Here is a 16,742-nt window from a genome sequence, read left to right as displayed (position 1 = left end):
ATTTTACACCTTCTCTGTTAAATTTTTGCCCATTATTCCTGTAGGCTTGAATAGCAGTATTACTATTAAAACTATGAAAGCAAACGCATCTCTATATCCAGTTAATCCTGGAAGAGCCGCAACTAACATAATTTCGCCAATACCTAGAATAAATCCACCAAGAACTGCTCCTTTGATATCACCTATACCACCTATAACAGCAGCTATAAAGCACTTAAGTCCAGGAATAATTCCCATAGTTCCAATTATTTGCGGGTATTTAACAGACCACATCATTGATCCTATACCAGCTAAAATTGAACCTATAGCAAAAGTAAAAGATATTATTCTATTTACCTTTATACCCATAAGGCTTGCTGTTTCAACATCTTTAGATGCTGCTCTCATAGCCATACCAACATTAGTTTTATTGACTAAATGTAGTAAAGCAAACAATAATATTATTGTTACTACTGGAATTATAAAAGTAAGATTTTGAATAGAAACCCCACCTATAACAACTACATCTGTAAGTATTTTGGGCGTTGGAAATGCTTTTGGCATTCCTCCAAATAAAACAACTGCTAAGTTTTCAAGCAAGAATGAAACACCAATAGCAGAAATTAAAATAGATATTTTGGGTGCCGTTCTAAGTGGTCTATAAGCTAAGAATTCAATTACAGCTCCTAAAACTGCTGTCAAAATTATAGCTATTATAAATGAAACATACCAAGGAAGTCCAAAAGTAGTTACTCCAAAAAATGCGAAGTAAGCAGCCATCATAAATATATCTCCATGAGCGAAGTTTATAAGTTTTAATATTCCATATACCATAGTATAACCTATAGCTATAAGTGCATATAAACTTCCAACTGAAATTCCATTTGCTAACTGTTGCATAAATGTACCTAAAGTCATATTTTCTCCTCCTAATTTTCTTCTGGTTTTATGGTATCAAGATAAGTAAATTTACCATCTTTAACTACCTTTAAAACTGCGTCTTTTACTGCATTGTTATTCTCATCTATAGTAATTACCCCAGCAGCACCAGGAAAGTTTTTAGTTTTCGCAATTTCATCTCTTATTTTCACTGGATCTGTAGAGTCAGCTCTTTTTATTGCATCTAATATTACTAAATAAGCATCATAAGATAAAGCTGTAACTGCTGAAGGATCCTTTTTATATTCATCTCTATACGCATCAAGAAAAACCTTTGATTCTGATGTTATAGGTGTTTCTGTTGCAAAGAATGTTGAAAAAACTGTTCCTTCTACTGCCTCGCCACCTATATCTATAAACTCTGGTGTTTCCCAAGTATCTCCTCCTATTATAGGAGTTGTAATTCCAAGCTGTCTTGCTTGTTTTACTATTAAGGCTCCTTCTGTAAAATTACCTGGAGCAAATATTACATCCGGATTACTACTCTTTATATTTATAAGTTGCGCTGAAAAATCTTGATCTCCTGTATTGTATTTAGATTTAGCCACAATAGCATCCTTATCATCAGTAATTTTCACGAATGTATCTGTAAAAAATTTACATAATCCAACTGAATAATCACTAGAAACATCTTGAAGAAGTGCTACCTTTTTAGCTTTTAATTTTTCTGCTGCATATTTTGCCATAACCTTACCTTGGAAAGGATCTATAAAACAAACTCTAAAATAATAATCATTTCCAACTGTTACTAAAGGATTTGTACAAGATGCTCCAACTGCTGGAACCTTTGCATCCATAACAACATCTCCAGCTCCCATAGAATTTCCACTTCCCCAGCTTCCTATAATGGCGTTAACATGTTCTTGTTCTATAAGGTTTGAAGCTGCACTAGCTGCCTCAACTTTATCAGATTTATTATCTGCAAAAACTAATTCTACTTTTTTACCAAGAACTGTTGGATAAATTTTATTAGCAAGTTTTGCGCCTTCCACTTCAAGTTGGCCTCCAGCTGCATTAGCACCTGTCATGGGTTCAAATACTCCGATTTTTATAACATCGCTGTCTACATTTGCTTTTGTGTTTTGTTTAGAATTACAGCCTGCTAGCATTAATGAAGTTGACATAGCTAGCACCAAAAGCAAAGATATTTTTCTTTTCATACAAAATAGACCCCCTATTTTTAGTTTAATTTTATGCACTATAAAAGTATCCTATAGAAAATGTAATCTCAAATAGTCTCTTGTAAAACTGCATTTCAACGCTTTTATAATCCTTTTTAATTGTTATATTAAATTATAAAGGTCAATTAGTAATTCACTTTTATAATTTATTAATCTATTAGAGAAAATTGATACTTATTGACTTATTATATATTATCTTATATCATTCAGCATGTCAACCTACGGTGGACACATGTATTTCCTTCTCTATGTAACAAAAAAAATCTGAATTTAAAAATGGAATGCACTTAAATTTTTTAAGTACATTCCATTTATTATTTCAATATAAAAAATTTTATCTTTCATATTGATAAATTATGCATATAAAAGCAAATAGCAACTCAATAATTCCAAGTATATTTTTCGTAAAATATGATTGAATATATCTTATTTAAATTGCACTTCATATCCTGAAATTAGTAATTTCACAACCCCGTTATAGCTTTTAATACCTTCTTCTTGGCCTCCAACTTTTAGTAATACATCATATACTTTATTATATAGCTTTGATATTCCACCCCTATACTTATTCCAATATAATGCATCATTTTTTAATTCCGCTTTCACATTATTTGAAAGTTCATTATTTATTTTTTTAAAAGCTTCTTCATTACTCTTATGTAAATCGTTCATACAATAAGAATAAGCCATCAAATACCCACTATATTGATACTCATAATTTTTAGAATTAATACATGCTAAAAAACTTATATAATTTGCTTCATTTTCATTATTAAATCCTCTTATATGACTTAATTCATGACAAATTGTACTTGGAATGTTCCATTTGGGCATATCATTATTATAATTGGCTTCAATTGTGAACGTTGTTTCTCCTTCTAATAATTGATACGACATTAGCTCAGAAGAAATATATGGTTTAGGATTTGGATAAAAGCCTTGCAAACATGGATAAATCTTACCCAGATTTTTCATATTGTCTCTTCCTTCTTGTTTTACTTCACTATCTAATTTTAAAAATCCATCTTCATCCTTTTTTATATTTCCATCTAACTCATTAAGTTTATCCTTAAAATCATTACAAAGTACAATTAACTTTTCTTCAGAACTATCTTCAATTTTTAAATCTGTTAATGTAATAAAATCTGATTTAAAACAATTTGCACTTTGCCCTATCATATTTAAAAATATAAATATTGATATATAAATAAGAAGGTTAGTTGTAGACTCGATTATAATTTCCTTAAATGAAATTTTTTTATTTAAAACTAAATATATATAAATTATTATTTCTATAAAAATAAATATTAAAAATGCATATAATATTATTTCATATACAGAAAAAGGAATTAAAGAAACTCCTCTTGAAACAGTATTAACTAATGTATTATAAATATATTTATGATACAAGTTTGCAAATCCATCTATATATAGTGACATAGCAAATAAAAGAGCACTAATTCCAAGTAAGACTCCACTTATTTCTAACTTATTTTTATATGATAATTTATTTTTTCTTTTCTCTAGCTTACTCATATTCTTATTTCTTCCTTACACTATATCTACCCAAAATTGAGCATTTTTTTAGTTTAATTAAAAGGGCGTAGATATCCATCTACGCTCCCTTCTTTTACTTTATAGATACTTCCCCTACAAAGCTTGTACAAAATATTTCTTTAATCTTTTTAGGATCATTTGTTTTTCCAAGTGCCCACATAAGCTTAGTAACAGCAGCTTCTGTAGTCATGTCATGTCCTTGAATTACTCCTTTTTCTAATGCTAATTTTCCAGTTTCATAAATTGAAAAATCACTACTTTCATAAAGGCATTGACTACATACAACAACACTAATTCCTTTTTGGACTATTTTTTCTAATTTAGATATTAAGTCTCTTCTGATAAAATGTAATCCACCTACACCAAATGCCTCTATTATTATTCCTTTATAATTCATATTCAGTAGCATATCAAATATTTCAGGATTAAGTCCTGGCGTTAGCTTTATTAAGAATATATCTTTACATATATTATCTTCAAGTTTAAATACACCATTTACTTGTTTTATTACATCCTTATTTATATGCAATCCTGCTGAATCTATAATTGCTGCATAGGGAGCATTTACACTTTCAAATGCATCAAATCCAGTAGTTCTAACTTTTACAGCACGACTACCTAAAATAACTTTACGATTAAAAGCTAAAAATATTCCTTTAGTACCACTAGCTGCCATAGCAAGTGCACATCTTAAATTTTCAATACCATCCGTTAAAGGATTAAGAAGTGGCAATTGTGAACCTGTTATAACAACAGGAATCGGTACATTTTTTAGCATAAATGAAAGAATTGATGATGTGTATGCCATAGTGTCAGTACCATGAGTAACTACGATTCCATCATAATCCTTACAGTTGTCAAATATACTATTTGCAATTATCTTCCACTCTTCAGGCTGTATATTAGAACTATCAAGCTGAAAAATATCTTTTGTTGTAATATTATAATTAGAAACAATACCACCAATTAAAGATAAAATGCTGTCACTTTGAATAGATGGTGCAAGACCATTGTCAGTAGGCTCAGATGCGATTGTCCCACCTGTGGTTAATAATAATATGTTTTTCATAAAATAAATCATCACTTTCTATGTTTCATCAGTATTTTTTATTTATTATATCATACTTTCATATAATTTAACTTAAATCAATAATTCTAAGTATATTTTTTCGTAGAAGACAGTTGAATATAACTTGTTTAAATTGAACTTCATATACTGAAATTAGCAATTTCACAACCTTAGTATATCTTTGATTATATCTAGTTTAAACATATTCTTAATAAACGTTTTTATTCTAATACAACTGCCCCTTTATTTTCACTCCTTATAGCTCGAAAATATTTTAATTTCAAAAGCATTTCATCAATAACAAAAGATAACTGATAATTGTAACGTATACAGTGAATAATTACGATTTATTCCAATATTTACATTTAAACATAAAAGTAATAGACTACTATTATATATATCTATATATATAATTTAAAATCTTTATCAAAATACAATAAATTTTGGAGGTAAAATTATGGATTCAGGAACAATATCAATTTTAATTTTCATTGCTATAGGAATTGCCGTATTCCTTTTGCTACTCTACGGAATAGGATTCACAAGTATCGGAACAGATGAAGTAGGTATAGTTGAAAAGTGGTGGAGTTTAAAAGGTTCTGTCCCATCTGACGGTTTAATCGCATTAAAAGGCGAAGCTGGCTATCAGCCACAAGTACTTAGAGCAGGAGTACATTTTAAGACACCATTTAAGTATAAAGTGAAAAAGATACGACTAGTTACCATACCACAAGGTCAAATAGGCTATGTATTTGCAAGATCTGGAGAAAGCCTTTTTGATGGACAAACACTTGGAAAAGTCGTGAATGATAGCAAATCTTTTCAAGATGTAGCTGCATTTTTAAATAATGGCGGACAAAAGGGTCCCCAAAGACAAATCCTTCGTGAAGGTACCTATGCATTTAATTTAGCTCAATTTATTATAATTACAAAAGATAAAGTGCATTCAATATTCACGTCTAAAGATGAATCAGCTCAAATAGAAACAATGAGAAGTGATTTACTTATGGTAAGTGGATTTAATCCTGTAATTATAGCAAGCACAAAAACTATTGAACAAGATGAGTCTGGTAACACAATAAGAAACAAAGACACTATTGGTATCGTTACTATTAATGAAGGACCAACTCCAGATAATGGTGCTATTATTGCACCTATAGTTGGGGATGGTATAACAAATGAGTTTTATCACAACAACTTCCAAGAACCGGAAAAATTTCTAGCTGCTAACGGTAGAAAAGGTAAGCAAATGCAAGTATTAACTGATGGTATCTATTTTATCAATAGATTATTTGCAAATGTTGATATAGTTCCAAAAAGTATAATCAACATAGGATATGTTGGTGTAGTTGTAAGTTATTTTGGTGATAAAGGCGAAGATGTATCTGGAACAGGCTACTCACATGGAGAACTTGTTGAACAAGGTAAAAAAGGTATTTGGAAAGAGTCTATGATGCCAGGTAAATATGCTTTTAATACTTATGCAGGAAAAGTTGTTCCAGTTCCTACTACTAATGTTATATTAAAGTGGATTAGTGGTCAGTCTGGAGATCATAAATTAGATGATAACTTAAAAGAAATAAGTCTTATAACTAAGGATGCTTTTGAACCAAATTTACCTCTTACTGTGGTATTTAATATTGATTATAGAAAAGCATCTTCAGTAATCCAAAGATTTGGTGATATTAAAATGCTTATTGAACAATCACTTGATCCTATGATAGCAGGTTATTTCAAAAACATAGGACAAACTAAGACATTAATTGAATTGGTTCAAGATAGAAGCTCTATTCAAGATCAAGCTTCATCTGAAATGAAAGAAAAGTTTAAGTTGTATGACTTAGAATTACAAGAAGTATTGATTGGTACACCAGCTGCATCTGCTGCAGATAAGAGAATTGAACTTATTTTAGCACAACTTAGGGACAGGCAGGTTGCTTTAGAAGAAATTAAAACTAATGAAGCTAAACAAAAATCAGCAGAGAAACAAAGGGAACTAAATGAAGCAATTGCAAAAAGTGCTGCTCAAACAGCTCTTACACAATCAAGTATTGATATTGAAGTTGCAGATAACAAGGGTAAATCTGAATTAAGACTTGCTGAACAGTTAGCATTAAAAACACAAAAACTTGCTGAAGCGGACAAGTATAAAAGAACACAAGAAGCAGATGCTTCAAGGTATACAAAAGAAGCTGAAGCTGCTGCTAATGCCAAAGCTACTGAATTAAATGCAGGAGCTAATGCTAAGCAAGTGGAATTACAAGCTAGTGCAGAAGCTTTCAAACTTGAAACAGTTGGTAAAGCACAAGCATTAAATATTAAAGCTGTCGCAGATGCTACAGCAGAACAAGAAACAAAGGTCGGTCTAGCAAAAGGTACTGCAGCTAAGGCTTTGGTTGATGCTTACGGCGGACCAGAATTACAAGTACAACAAAGTGTCATGACAGCCTTTGCAGAGGCTCTAAAAATAAGTAAATCTCCACTTGTTCCACAAACAGTAATTATGGGTGGCTCTGATGGAAAATCACCTAATGCAATGGAAGGCATTATGAGTATGGTTCTAGCTAATATGGCTAGTTCTAACGGATCAGTATTAACTAAACAAAAAGATACTATTACTGTTAAGGAACCAGTAGTAACAAAACAAGAAGATATTATTTCTGCTAAAAAATCAGAAGTATAAACAACAATTTAATATTTACTCATAAGAACCCCTTGAAGTATAAGCCTCAAGGGGTTCTTTATGTTTAGTTTCCAGTTGTTTGTTATTAAAAAAGAGTTATAAGAAAATCTTATAACTCTTGAAATAATCAAAACTATCTTCTGTTATTTTCTTGTTTTCTAGCTCTTCTACAATCTGGACATCTTACAGGTTCGTTATCGAATCCTTTTTCCTTGTAAAATTCTTGTTCTCCAGTAGTGAAAACAAATTCATTTCCACAATCTTTACATACTAAAGTTTTATCTTCCATATTAAAATCCTCCTTTTAAATTAAAGTCAATATCGATCATATAATTCTCTAAAAGGAGAAATGCACATCTCTATTAAAAACTTTTTTTATTACAATAATTATTATAACATCTTTTATTTTAAATTACTACATTTTTCTATTTTATTTTTTGTATTTGAATTACTTATTTTAAACATTTTTAATTTCTTCAGCTAAACAAGTGACAGTTTACTACTTTTTACAAAGAAATAAAAACCACCAATTAGTCAAAGTATATTAACTAATTGGTGGTTAAGCAAATCCTAACCCTATTCTAAACGAAAATGGTTCTATTTGAATTTTTATCACCCTTTTTTCTATACGATTATTTTTGCAGATTTTTTATCTTATTAATTGGATTTTATTATTATAAATGTTTAGTTATGCTAGCTACTCTTCTTTAGATATCAATTTCTCAAATAACTTAAATCTCTATTTAGTAATATCATCTTGCGTCTTAACTCGCCATGTTGGTTACTAATCAAACCTTCCGATGATTTGTGTTTAGTAATTTAAACTTGCGTCATAATTCGCTTTATCTATTACTAATCAAACTCTCATTTGGTTATTTGTTGTATCTAATTAACCTTTGCTGTAAACTGTAAAAACTAAAAATTAATTTTTGTTAATTTTTTATACTTTAATTTGTTAATTTTATAGGGTTAGGATTGCTAGAAGAAATTACTTTCTTCTTGTCTTTATTATAACACAACTATTGTCAGAATACAATGAATTTTCTGATAATATATAAACTATTTATATAAAATTTTACATTGAATCAACACAAACATGTATTTTTTTTTGGTGTAACCTAAATTGTAATTTCCACTAAAATCCTATTCTGTTAAAACAATTCTATTTCTACCTTCATCATCAAATGTTGGAAAAATAATACTCATTTTTACTACAAATCATCCCAATAAATTTTTACAGTATTTTCATCTATTTTAGAATATTTATCAAATAACTTTATTATTATCATTGATAATGCAAAAGCCACTACACCTCCTAAAATTTGTGAAATTTCAATAGACGCTTCAATAGATTTTCCTATATATCCGCCTATAAATACTCCTAAAAATATACATATTATCGGAAAAATAAATATCATAAAAGCAGCCATTAACATATTGGTACTTTCTCTCTTTGAACCTGATTTATTAATCTTAATTTGTTCATCTTTTATTTTCAGATTAATCACCTCCCTATTGTAGTCACTTTCAAGGTTTTTACAAATTGTCATAAAGAATTGTATAAGTAATTTATTTTTAACCAGTTAAGAAAATGCATACTTCTTCTAGAACCATCTAACGGAACTAATATTTTTGTTCTTTTCATGTATAAAACATCTTTCATGATTAATATATTCTACATATTATGACGTTTTTCCTTCTTTTTTTAGATTATTTCTTTGTATAACTCTTCTCTTTCTTCAATATCAAGCCAGCCTTCATCTTCAGCATAATTAAATATTTCTTCCAAAGATATATCGTAGTCTTTAGCAAAAACCGCTGGATTTCTTTTATACTTATTAATAGTTTTATCAGTGAAACTTTTGTTTCTCATTTTTTCTTCAAGGACAAGTGCTTTTAAATATGTACTTCCTATAAGTTCTCTAATAACATTATATCTATAACTTTTCGCAATACAAATATAAAGCCTACATATTATTGGTCTATTCTCGTAGATAGTACATAAATTTGTTTCTGTTATAAAATTACAATCTGTTTTCTTATTTAATACATACTGATCAAAATCTCTACAGTAGTTTCTCTTTTTCACTAGTTTTTCCTGAACAAAGTCTAAAGCTACTTCATCCTTCCAATCACTTAATCTATTTACGCAAACATTATCTATTTCTACTGACCAAGATTTTTTGCAGCAACTCTCTTCACATTCATTACAAGGAAGAGAATTATTATCTAAAAAGATATCAATTGCATCTAATACCTCTTTAACTGTTGTATTTTTATTAATATTATCATAATTTACTTTACCTTCAACATCTAATAATAATTTCATTCTATATCTCCTTAGCTTTAAAATATACATTTTCTAATAATCCTAAAATAAAATAAATATTCTAAAGAAAATCTACATTATTTATGGTACGGTTCAGTATATCATATTAAGTTGGAATATGTTATTAATTCATATTAATTTACTGCTGTGACACATTTTTCACTATTTATAATTATAGTTTGTAGTCATTCATATTTTGAAATAATTTATTTCGTATTCACTTTTTCACAAAAAAATAAAGTGGCGCTTATTACTTAATCGTAATAACTACCACTTTATCTTTATAAACATTTATTTTATGTCGCTTTCAATTTCTTTATTATCATAGTTTAAAAATGCATTAAGAATTACAGCAACTACAGATGCTGTAACTATACCACTACTAAAAATTGACTTGAAAATTGTTGGTGTTTGATCAAGTAAATTTGGTACAGCTGTAATTCCAAGTCCCATACCAATAGAACAAGCAACCACCATCATATTTGAGCTATTATTAAAATCTACATTTGAAAGCATTTGAATACCTGCAACTGCAACCATTGCAAACATTATAGTTGTAGCTCCTCCTATAACAGGCTGAGGAATAATAGTAGCTAAAGCTGCAAATTTAGGAATCAATCCTAGTGCAACAAGAATTATACCAGACGCAACAACAACAAAACGACTTTTTACTTTACTTAAAGCCAAAAGCCCTAGGTTCTGATTGAAGGTTGTATATGGGAATGAATTAAAGATACCTCCTAATATTGTTGCAATTCCTTCTGCTCTAAGTCCACGTACAATATCTTTTTCAGTAATATCCTTTTCGCAAACTTTGCTAATTCCAATGAATGTACCTGTTGATTCAATCATTACTGTTAACATAACAAAGGTCATCATAATTATTGAACCTAAATCAAATTGTGGTAGTCCAAAATTAAATGGATGAACAATGCTTATCCATTTTGCATCTACTACTGCTGAAAAGTTTACTTTTCCTAAAAATCCAGCAACTATTGTTCCTAAAACAATACCATTTAAAACTGAAATAGCTTGAAAAAATCCTTTTAAGAATTTGTTAGATATTAGAACAACAATCATTACAAATGCTGCTAACAAAAGATTTTGTATATTTCCGAAATCTTTAGCTCCCGAACCACCACCGATGCTAGTAACTCCAACATTTACCAAAGAAAGACCAATCATTGTAACTACTGATCCTGTTACAACAGTTGGAAAGAATTTTAGTATTTTCCCATATAATGGTGCTACTAGTACAACTATAATTGCAGCTACTATTATTGAACCATAAGCCGTTTGCATTCCCAGGTTTTTACCAATAATAATCAATGGACCAACTGCTGCAAAGGTGCAGCCTAAAATTGCCGGCAACTTAATACCAATATGTGGGCCTATACCAATTGCTTGTATTAAAGTTGCAATACCACAAGTAAACAAATCTGCAGCTACTAAAAATGCCAATTGTTCCGGTGTCAAACCTACCGCTCCACCAATAATTAATGGTACTGCTACTGCCCCTGCATATGCTGCTAGTACATGTTGTAATCCCAAAATAGCAAGCTGGCTTACTGGAAGCATCTCATTTACCGCATCTTCTTTTTTTATTTCTTTTTGTGTCATAACGAACCTCCTAATTAAAACTTTTGTGATAATTTCATACTTGAAAATTTAATTATGTAAAATAGTTATAAATAATTCAAACTTATAATTTATAAATATACATTATTTCTGTGAATTTATTATGCTATATTACTTAATTATTTTATCACAATTTTTCAATAAGTCGAACGTTTTTTTTTATTTTTATAAAATAGTTCGTAAATAAGTGACAGTTGCTTATATTTAACCAAATCTCTTAATGTATTTCCGTAAACTTATATTATGAAGGCTCTGCTTTATTTAGATATTCATCATTTATTTGCTTAAACGTAAAGTGATATGCAATAATTAACGGAATGCACGCTCCCAGCCATGCTAAAGGATTTGATAAAGATACTCCTAAAAATCCTAATGGTTTTGATAATATAATTGCTGCAAATGATCTCATAATCAATTCCATTATACCTGCTACTGTTGGAATAAAGCTTTGTCCCAAGCCTTGAAGTGTGTATCTATATATAAAAAGTAATGAAAGTAGGAAATAAAATGATCCATTAGACGTCAAATAAATTTGTGATAATGAAATAACTTCTGTTTTATCATATCCAACAAAAAGTCCTGTAAGAAAATGTCCTCCAAAAATATTAATAAGTCCTACTATAATACTAAATGTAACTGATATAATGGCACATTGCTTTACGCCTTCTCTTATCCTATGAATTTTTTTGGCACCATAATTTTGAGCTGTATAAGTCGCCATTGTTATACCAAATGACATCATAGGTTGTACTGCAATGGCATCAATTTTTTGAGCAGCAGTGTATGCAGCTACAGCCGTAGCACCAAGACTATTAAGTGCAAATTGTAATATAATAGCTCCAATTGCTATTATAGATGCTTGAAACCCCATTGGCAGAGAAATCTTTATATGCTCTAAAAAAACTTCTTTTGATATTTTCAAGTCATTCTTTTTTAATTTAAGTATTGGTAAGTTTTTTTTAATATGCCACATACATAATAAAGCAGAAACACCTTGAGCTATAACAGTTGCGCATGCAGCCCCTGTCACTCCCAATTTAAAAATTAAAATAAATCCATACTCCAAAATTACATTTAAAATACAAGCAACTACTAAATATACTAAAGGTGTTTTACTATCTCCTAAAGCACGAATTATGTTCGAAAAAAAGTTGAAAAACATAGATGCTATTATTCCCAGGAATATGACGAATACAAAACGATATGCATCATCTATAATTTCTGGTGGTGTATTCATTAATACTAGTATAGGCCTAGCAAAAATTGTACTTATAGTTGTAAGAACTATAGTTACTATCATACTAATTGTTATTCCAGCAACATAACTTTCCTTAACTCCTTTTGTATCCTCTGCACCAAATTTTTGTGCTGTGATAATTGAAAGACCAGCTGTTGAACCTTGAGCAAATCCTAAAATCAAAAACATTATGCTCCCTGTACAGCCAACTGCGGCTAAAGCATTAACTCCTATAGTACGTCCAACAATGAATGTATCAGCTATACTATAGAACTGTTGAAAAACATTTCCTATTAATAAAGGAATAGTAAATAACAGTATTAACTTCGCCGGTTTACCTTTTGTCAAATTTCTAGTAACCGTCATTGAAAGTTCTCCTTTTCTTAAAAATTTCCCTAATTTTTTATTTATAAAATCCATAATACACATTAAAGAAAAAAAGTCAAACATGCAAAATAAACTCACATACTTGCTGTTATTTTTAATGCGCTTAAATCCATGATACAAAACATAATTTGCATTAAAAGTATATTTCGCACATATATTTTTTTTAGGAAATCATACAAATTATACTCTTTATAGTTATAAAAATATATGAGCTTTTAATTTTTTTATTAATTAGGCACATGAAAGAAAATAACAAGTCCAAAATGCTATGCATATTTTTCATTAGGCAAGGAGGTAGAGTGTCCTCATAGCAAGTCTATTAGGACAATCTTCCGACGAAGAATAATGAAAAATATGCTAGCAGATGGACTTGTTATTTTTTTGATTGTGCCTTAAGCAATTTTAATATAGTGTTTAATATTTATGATTAACAAAATAATAAAAAGATAATAAATCTTATTCAATAGATTTATTCTGTATAGAAACTCTGCTGTCTCTATAATTTAGGTCTAATATAAAGATAGCAGGATCTAATATATAGTATCCTGCGTTATTTCTAAAAAGATCAATAATATTTGTTTTTAACTTCTCTTGTAAAACCATAATCAATAATGACAGGTCTTCCATTAATCATTCCCCAACTACTTTTTCTTGCAAAATCCCCCAATAATAAATTATATCTCTTCTTAATATTCTGCAGTTCTTTTGAGTTAAACATTTCCCTTTTACTTGTAACATGGAAATACGTCCATACAGATAAAATATTATATATTTTATCTGCTTTTTGCATTATCAATAATTTAAAGTCATCTGAAATCTTCATAACTTTTGCAAATAAATCGGAATTATCATCAAATGAAATTTTATACTCAGCCTTATTTTGTGCAATTCCTGCTTTATTTTTTGCCACTTTAATCACATATCCATTCTCCATATCGAATACTTGCCTACCAGAACCCGAGCCAATATATTTATAATATCCTCGTGTTATATCCAACTTAATTTGATTAAATCCACTAACCATTTCAAGCACCTGCTTCATAATAATCTCTTTATAGTCATTAGTAAACACTCTACATATTATATTATTCGCCTCACGGTAAATTGGTTCATAATTAAATTCTTTTAAATTCCAATTTATTAATAATTTTAAATCATCATTCTTAATCATGTGATGTATCTGCAACTATAAAAAAATATTATAAGTTTTGCTATATGAAAATAAGCGGTCAATAACTAGTCACATTGACAGTTATTAACCGCTTTTTTATTTCTAACTTTTAAATCCTACTATTCCAATGGCTCCAGGACCACTATGACTTGAAATTACACAACCCGTTTGAACCCATATAATTTTTTTAAAACCTTTTTCTTTTACAACCTTCTCCATATAATCTTTAATGTGCTCTTCAAGCCCTAAAGAATATATAAAAATAATTTGTTCTTTATCCATATTGTGTCTACCAATATATTCATTTAGATATTTTTCAGCAATGCGCTTCATTCCGCCACGGAACTTTTGAGTTGCAACTAATTTTCCATCCACAATTTCAATTAATGGTTTCAGCTGAAGAATAGACGCCCCCAAATAGGCTACATTAGATAAACGTCCTCCTGCCTTAAGATATTCAAGATTACCTGGTATAAAAGAAACTCTTGCTATAGACACAAAATACTCCAATTGTTCAATCAAACGTTTTGGGTCGATATCTGGTTGTTTTTCTATGAGCTCTACTGCTTTTAAAACAATAGCTGTTTCACCGCCAGAAACATTTAGAGAATCAACATGATAAATATTTTTCATATCTTCGGAAGCAATGAGTGCATTCTGATATGTACAAGATGCTTTAGATGAATAGCTAATATGAATAATAATACAACCAGGATTTTCTTCTGTTATTTTTTGAAATAAACAAGCATATTCATTGGGATTTATTGCTGATGTTGTTGGTATCTTTTTTGTTCTTTTATAATAATCATATACATCTGTTACTGGAATCGAACCATCTAAATAATCCACATCATCCATCACTACGTGCATTGGAAGCACATGAATATGATGTGCTTTTGCTAAATCTAACGGTAAGTCCGCGCCACTCTCTGTTACTATAATAAATTTTTCCATAATTTCTCCTTTTTCTAACGAACGATATTGTTCATGTAGCTATTCACATATCAAATGAATTTTACATTGCTTTTGGTACATGAAAATACTCTGCTTATTAATGAAATTATATCATAAACTTAGGAGCTTTTACCAGTTCAATATTTAGATACTATATTTATAGTTAAACTTTTTTTGCATTTCTACAGCGGATGATGAAAATGAGCATCTATTCCAAACATTACCACACTCATATCTCTTGTCTAGTAACTTTAAATATGTTATCATGATGTCACAAAAAGAGAACAATTACTTTTATATACGTAAATTATAATATCTGAAATATTCGTTAAGCTCTTATTTTGAACCTACATTTATATTTCGGGAGTTCAAATATTTAGATGAAGATATGTACTTTCATGTGAGTCCTTTCAGGCATTGAAGGCGATTGAAACATCTGTGAGGACACCCACCTATCGACGGATAGGGGTCAAAATTAGAGTACCGGTATTTTGGATATTATCTTAGAAATTTCAAGTCAATGCTTAGTATTATTAAGCATTGGCTTATTTTTAGTATTAAATTAATACATTGGCATAAATTCTAAGCACCTATTTGTTTAAATATAAATAAGTATAATCATTGCAACAAGTTTATCAATTTGAGTAAATATCCTACTATAAATTAATAGCTTTAAGTATTTTTTACAAAAATTTTAGTTATGTGTGAAGAAGCTGGCATTTTATCACCTGAAAAAGAACCTAAAATAGCTACTAATTTTATACAATAAAAAAATAGAAGGACTATACTAAAAGATAAGTTTTTCTAATCCTTTAGTATAGTCCTTTCTAAATAAGTATTTTTATCTAAAAACTAAAATCCTGCTGACTCTGATTTAGCCCCTTCTTTTTTCATTTCTTGTATTGCCTCTAAATACATAGTATTGTCTGCCGCAATTTTTGCTGCTTGTTCATAGCAATATAATGCTTTGTTTAAATCTTCTAAGTGATAAAAACAAGCTGCTAATTTATTTATTAAATCGCAATTCTTTCTATTAATTTTTAGTGACATCTTATAATACATTACTGCCGATTTATAGTTAATGCTATATTTATCTCCTTCAGTGAATTCTACTATATTTTCTTTATTTAAATATATGTTTCCTATACATTCATAAGTTGTGCATATTAAAGAAATATGTTTTTCTTTTTCCTCTTCTGAAATATGTTTTTCACCTAACCTAAGATGATTTAATGCATTTTCTACATCATTTAATTCTGCATATGAAAGCCCTAAGTATATATCAGCTAGTGGATCAGAAATATTTTTGCAGTATACTTTAAATGATTCAATTGCTTCCTTAATTTTATTCAATCGTCTATAGCTTAAACCTTTTATAAAATATGAGTAGTAATTTTCTTCATCAAATTCTATTGCTTTTTCTGTAAAATATAAGGCCTTTTCTACTTTACCTTTTTTAAAGTCCCCCATTGCAAGGTCATTTAAAACTTGCGATAATTGTTTCTCACTCGTTATTGTTCCACCTTTTACATTTATTCTGTTCTCTTGTAAAAAATCATTTATCTTATCTTGTATATTTTTATTATTTTCCATTCTTATCCTCACCTTACTTAAAATA

Annotated in this window: 13 protein-coding genes and 1 other RNA gene; 2 read left to right on the top strand and 12 right to left on the bottom strand. The window is 29.3% G+C overall.

Translation table 11 applies throughout. The features are described from left to right. Positions 1–3: 3 nt before the first annotated feature. From psyc5s11_RS10405 to psyc5s11_RS10390, 4 genes are all read right to left on the bottom strand, one after another. Complete coding sequence (locus psyc5s11_RS10405) at positions 4–897, bottom strand: branched-chain amino acid ABC transporter permease (RefSeq protein WP_224037510.1); 894 nt, start codon at positions 895–897, stop codon at positions 4–6. Between the two features lie 11 nt (positions 898–908). After that, positions 909–2,078, bottom strand: a complete 1,170-nt coding sequence (locus tag psyc5s11_RS10400) for an ABC transporter substrate-binding protein (RefSeq protein WP_224037509.1) — start codon at positions 2,076–2,078, stop codon at positions 909–911. 447 nt (positions 2,079–2,525) lie between these two features. Next, positions 2,526–3,635 (bottom strand): DUF3810 domain-containing protein, encoded by a 1,110-nt coding sequence (locus psyc5s11_RS10395; protein ID WP_224037508.1) that lies wholly within the window; start codon positions 3,633–3,635, stop codon positions 2,526–2,528. A 94-nt stretch (positions 3,636–3,729) separates the two neighbouring features. Beyond that, positions 3,730–4,725, bottom strand: coding sequence for an asparaginase (locus psyc5s11_RS10390; protein WP_224037507.1), 996 nt, complete (start codon positions 4,723–4,725; stop codon positions 3,730–3,732). 457 nt (positions 4,726–5,182) lie between these two features. Between psyc5s11_RS10390 and psyc5s11_RS10385 the strand changes: the two genes are divergently transcribed. After that, on the top strand, positions 5,183–7,408 hold the full coding sequence (locus tag psyc5s11_RS10385; RefSeq protein WP_224037506.1) for an SPFH domain-containing protein: 2,226 nt from the start codon (positions 5,183–5,185) through the stop codon (positions 7,406–7,408). Between the two features lie 133 nt (positions 7,409–7,541). Here psyc5s11_RS10385 and psyc5s11_RS10380 read toward each other — a convergent pair whose 3' ends face one another. From psyc5s11_RS10380 to psyc5s11_RS10350, 7 genes are all read right to left on the bottom strand, one after another. Then, positions 7,542–7,697, bottom strand: coding sequence for a zinc-ribbon domain-containing protein (locus psyc5s11_RS10380; RefSeq protein WP_224037505.1), 156 nt, complete (start codon positions 7,695–7,697; stop codon positions 7,542–7,544). Positions 7,698–8,619: 922 nt separating this feature from the next. Next, on the bottom strand, positions 8,620–8,958 hold the full coding sequence (locus psyc5s11_RS10375) for a SoxR reducing system RseC family protein (RefSeq protein ID WP_224037504.1): 339 nt from the start codon (positions 8,956–8,958) through the stop codon (positions 8,620–8,622). A gap of 155 nt (positions 8,959–9,113) precedes the next feature. Beyond that, positions 9,114–9,737 (bottom strand): YkgJ family cysteine cluster protein, encoded by a 624-nt coding sequence (locus tag psyc5s11_RS10370; RefSeq protein WP_224037503.1) that lies wholly within the window; start codon positions 9,735–9,737, stop codon positions 9,114–9,116. 291 nt (positions 9,738–10,028) lie between these two features. Continuing rightward, complete coding sequence (locus psyc5s11_RS10365; protein ID WP_224037502.1) at positions 10,029–11,357, bottom strand: nucleobase:cation symporter-2 family protein; 1,329 nt, start codon at positions 11,355–11,357, stop codon at positions 10,029–10,031. A gap of 259 nt (positions 11,358–11,616) precedes the next feature. Beyond that, entirely contained in the window at positions 11,617–12,978 is a 1,362-nt protein-coding gene (locus tag psyc5s11_RS10360) for an MATE family efflux transporter (RefSeq protein ID WP_224037501.1), read from the bottom strand. A 586-nt stretch (positions 12,979–13,564) separates the two neighbouring features. Then, positions 13,565–14,023 (bottom strand): hypothetical protein, encoded by a 459-nt coding sequence (locus psyc5s11_RS10355; RefSeq protein ID WP_224038174.1) that lies wholly within the window; start codon positions 14,021–14,023, stop codon positions 13,565–13,567. 249 nt (positions 14,024–14,272) lie between these two features. Beyond that, positions 14,273–15,124, bottom strand: coding sequence for a DegV family protein (locus psyc5s11_RS10350; protein WP_224037500.1), 852 nt, complete (start codon positions 15,122–15,124; stop codon positions 14,273–14,275). Between the two features lie 310 nt (positions 15,125–15,434). Here psyc5s11_RS10350 and ssrS point away from each other — a divergent pair. Then, a non-coding RNA gene (gene ssrS / locus psyc5s11_RS10345) (6S RNA) lies at positions 15,435–15,626 on the top strand. Positions 15,627–15,976: 350 nt separating this feature from the next. Here ssrS and psyc5s11_RS10340 read toward each other — a convergent pair. After that, positions 15,977–16,717 carry a tetratricopeptide repeat protein gene (locus psyc5s11_RS10340; protein ID WP_224037499.1) on the bottom strand — a complete coding sequence of 247 codons (741 nt, stop codon included), beginning with the start codon at positions 16,715–16,717 and terminating at the stop codon, positions 15,977–15,979. Positions 16,718–16,742 lie beyond the last annotated feature (25 nt).

Origin of the sequence: Clostridium gelidum (genome assembly GCF_019977655.1) — a bacterium.
Taxonomy (GTDB): Bacteria; Bacillota; Clostridia; order Clostridiales; family Clostridiaceae; genus Clostridium; species Clostridium gelidum.
This window is presented reverse-complemented; position numbering and strand designations above follow the sequence as displayed.

Coding starts and splice junctions, on each gene's coding strand:
- psyc5s11_RS10390 (WP_224037507.1), bottom strand. CDS start 4,725: ATGAAAAACATATTATTATTAACCACAGGTGGGACAATCGCATCTGAG.
- psyc5s11_RS10350 (WP_224037500.1), bottom strand. CDS start 15,124: ATGGAAAAATTTATTATAGTAACAGAGAGTGGCGCGGACTTACCGTTA.
- psyc5s11_RS10375 (WP_224037504.1), bottom strand. CDS start 8,958: ATGACAATTTGTAAAAACCTTGAAAGTGACTACAATAGGGAGGTGATT.
- psyc5s11_RS10395 (WP_224037508.1), bottom strand. CDS start 3,635: ATGAGTAAGCTAGAGAAAAGAAAAAATAAATTATCATATAAAAATAAG.
- psyc5s11_RS10360 (WP_224037501.1), bottom strand. CDS start 12,978: ATGACGGTTACTAGAAATTTGACAAAAGGTAAACCGGCGAAGTTAATA.
- psyc5s11_RS10370 (WP_224037503.1), bottom strand. CDS start 9,737: ATGAAATTATTATTAGATGTTGAAGGTAAAGTAAATTATGATAATATT.
- psyc5s11_RS10400 (WP_224037509.1), bottom strand. CDS start 2,078: ATGAAAAGAAAAATATCTTTGCTTTTGGTGCTAGCTATGTCAACTTCA.
- psyc5s11_RS10380 (WP_224037505.1), bottom strand. CDS start 7,697: ATGGAAGATAAAACTTTAGTATGTAAAGATTGTGGAAATGAATTTGTT.
- psyc5s11_RS10385 (WP_224037506.1), top strand. CDS start 5,183: ATGGATTCAGGAACAATATCAATTTTAATTTTCATTGCTATAGGAATT.
- psyc5s11_RS10365 (WP_224037502.1), bottom strand. CDS start 11,357: ATGACACAAAAAGAAATAAAAAAAGAAGATGCGGTAAATGAGATGCTT.
- psyc5s11_RS10405 (WP_224037510.1), bottom strand. CDS start 897: ATGACTTTAGGTACATTTATGCAACAGTTAGCAAATGGAATTTCAGTT.
- psyc5s11_RS10355 (WP_224038174.1), bottom strand. CDS start 14,023: ATGGTTAGTGGATTTAATCAAATTAAGTTGGATATAACACGAGGATAT.
- psyc5s11_RS10340 (WP_224037499.1), bottom strand. CDS start 16,717: ATGGAAAATAATAAAAATATACAAGATAAGATAAATGATTTTTTACAA.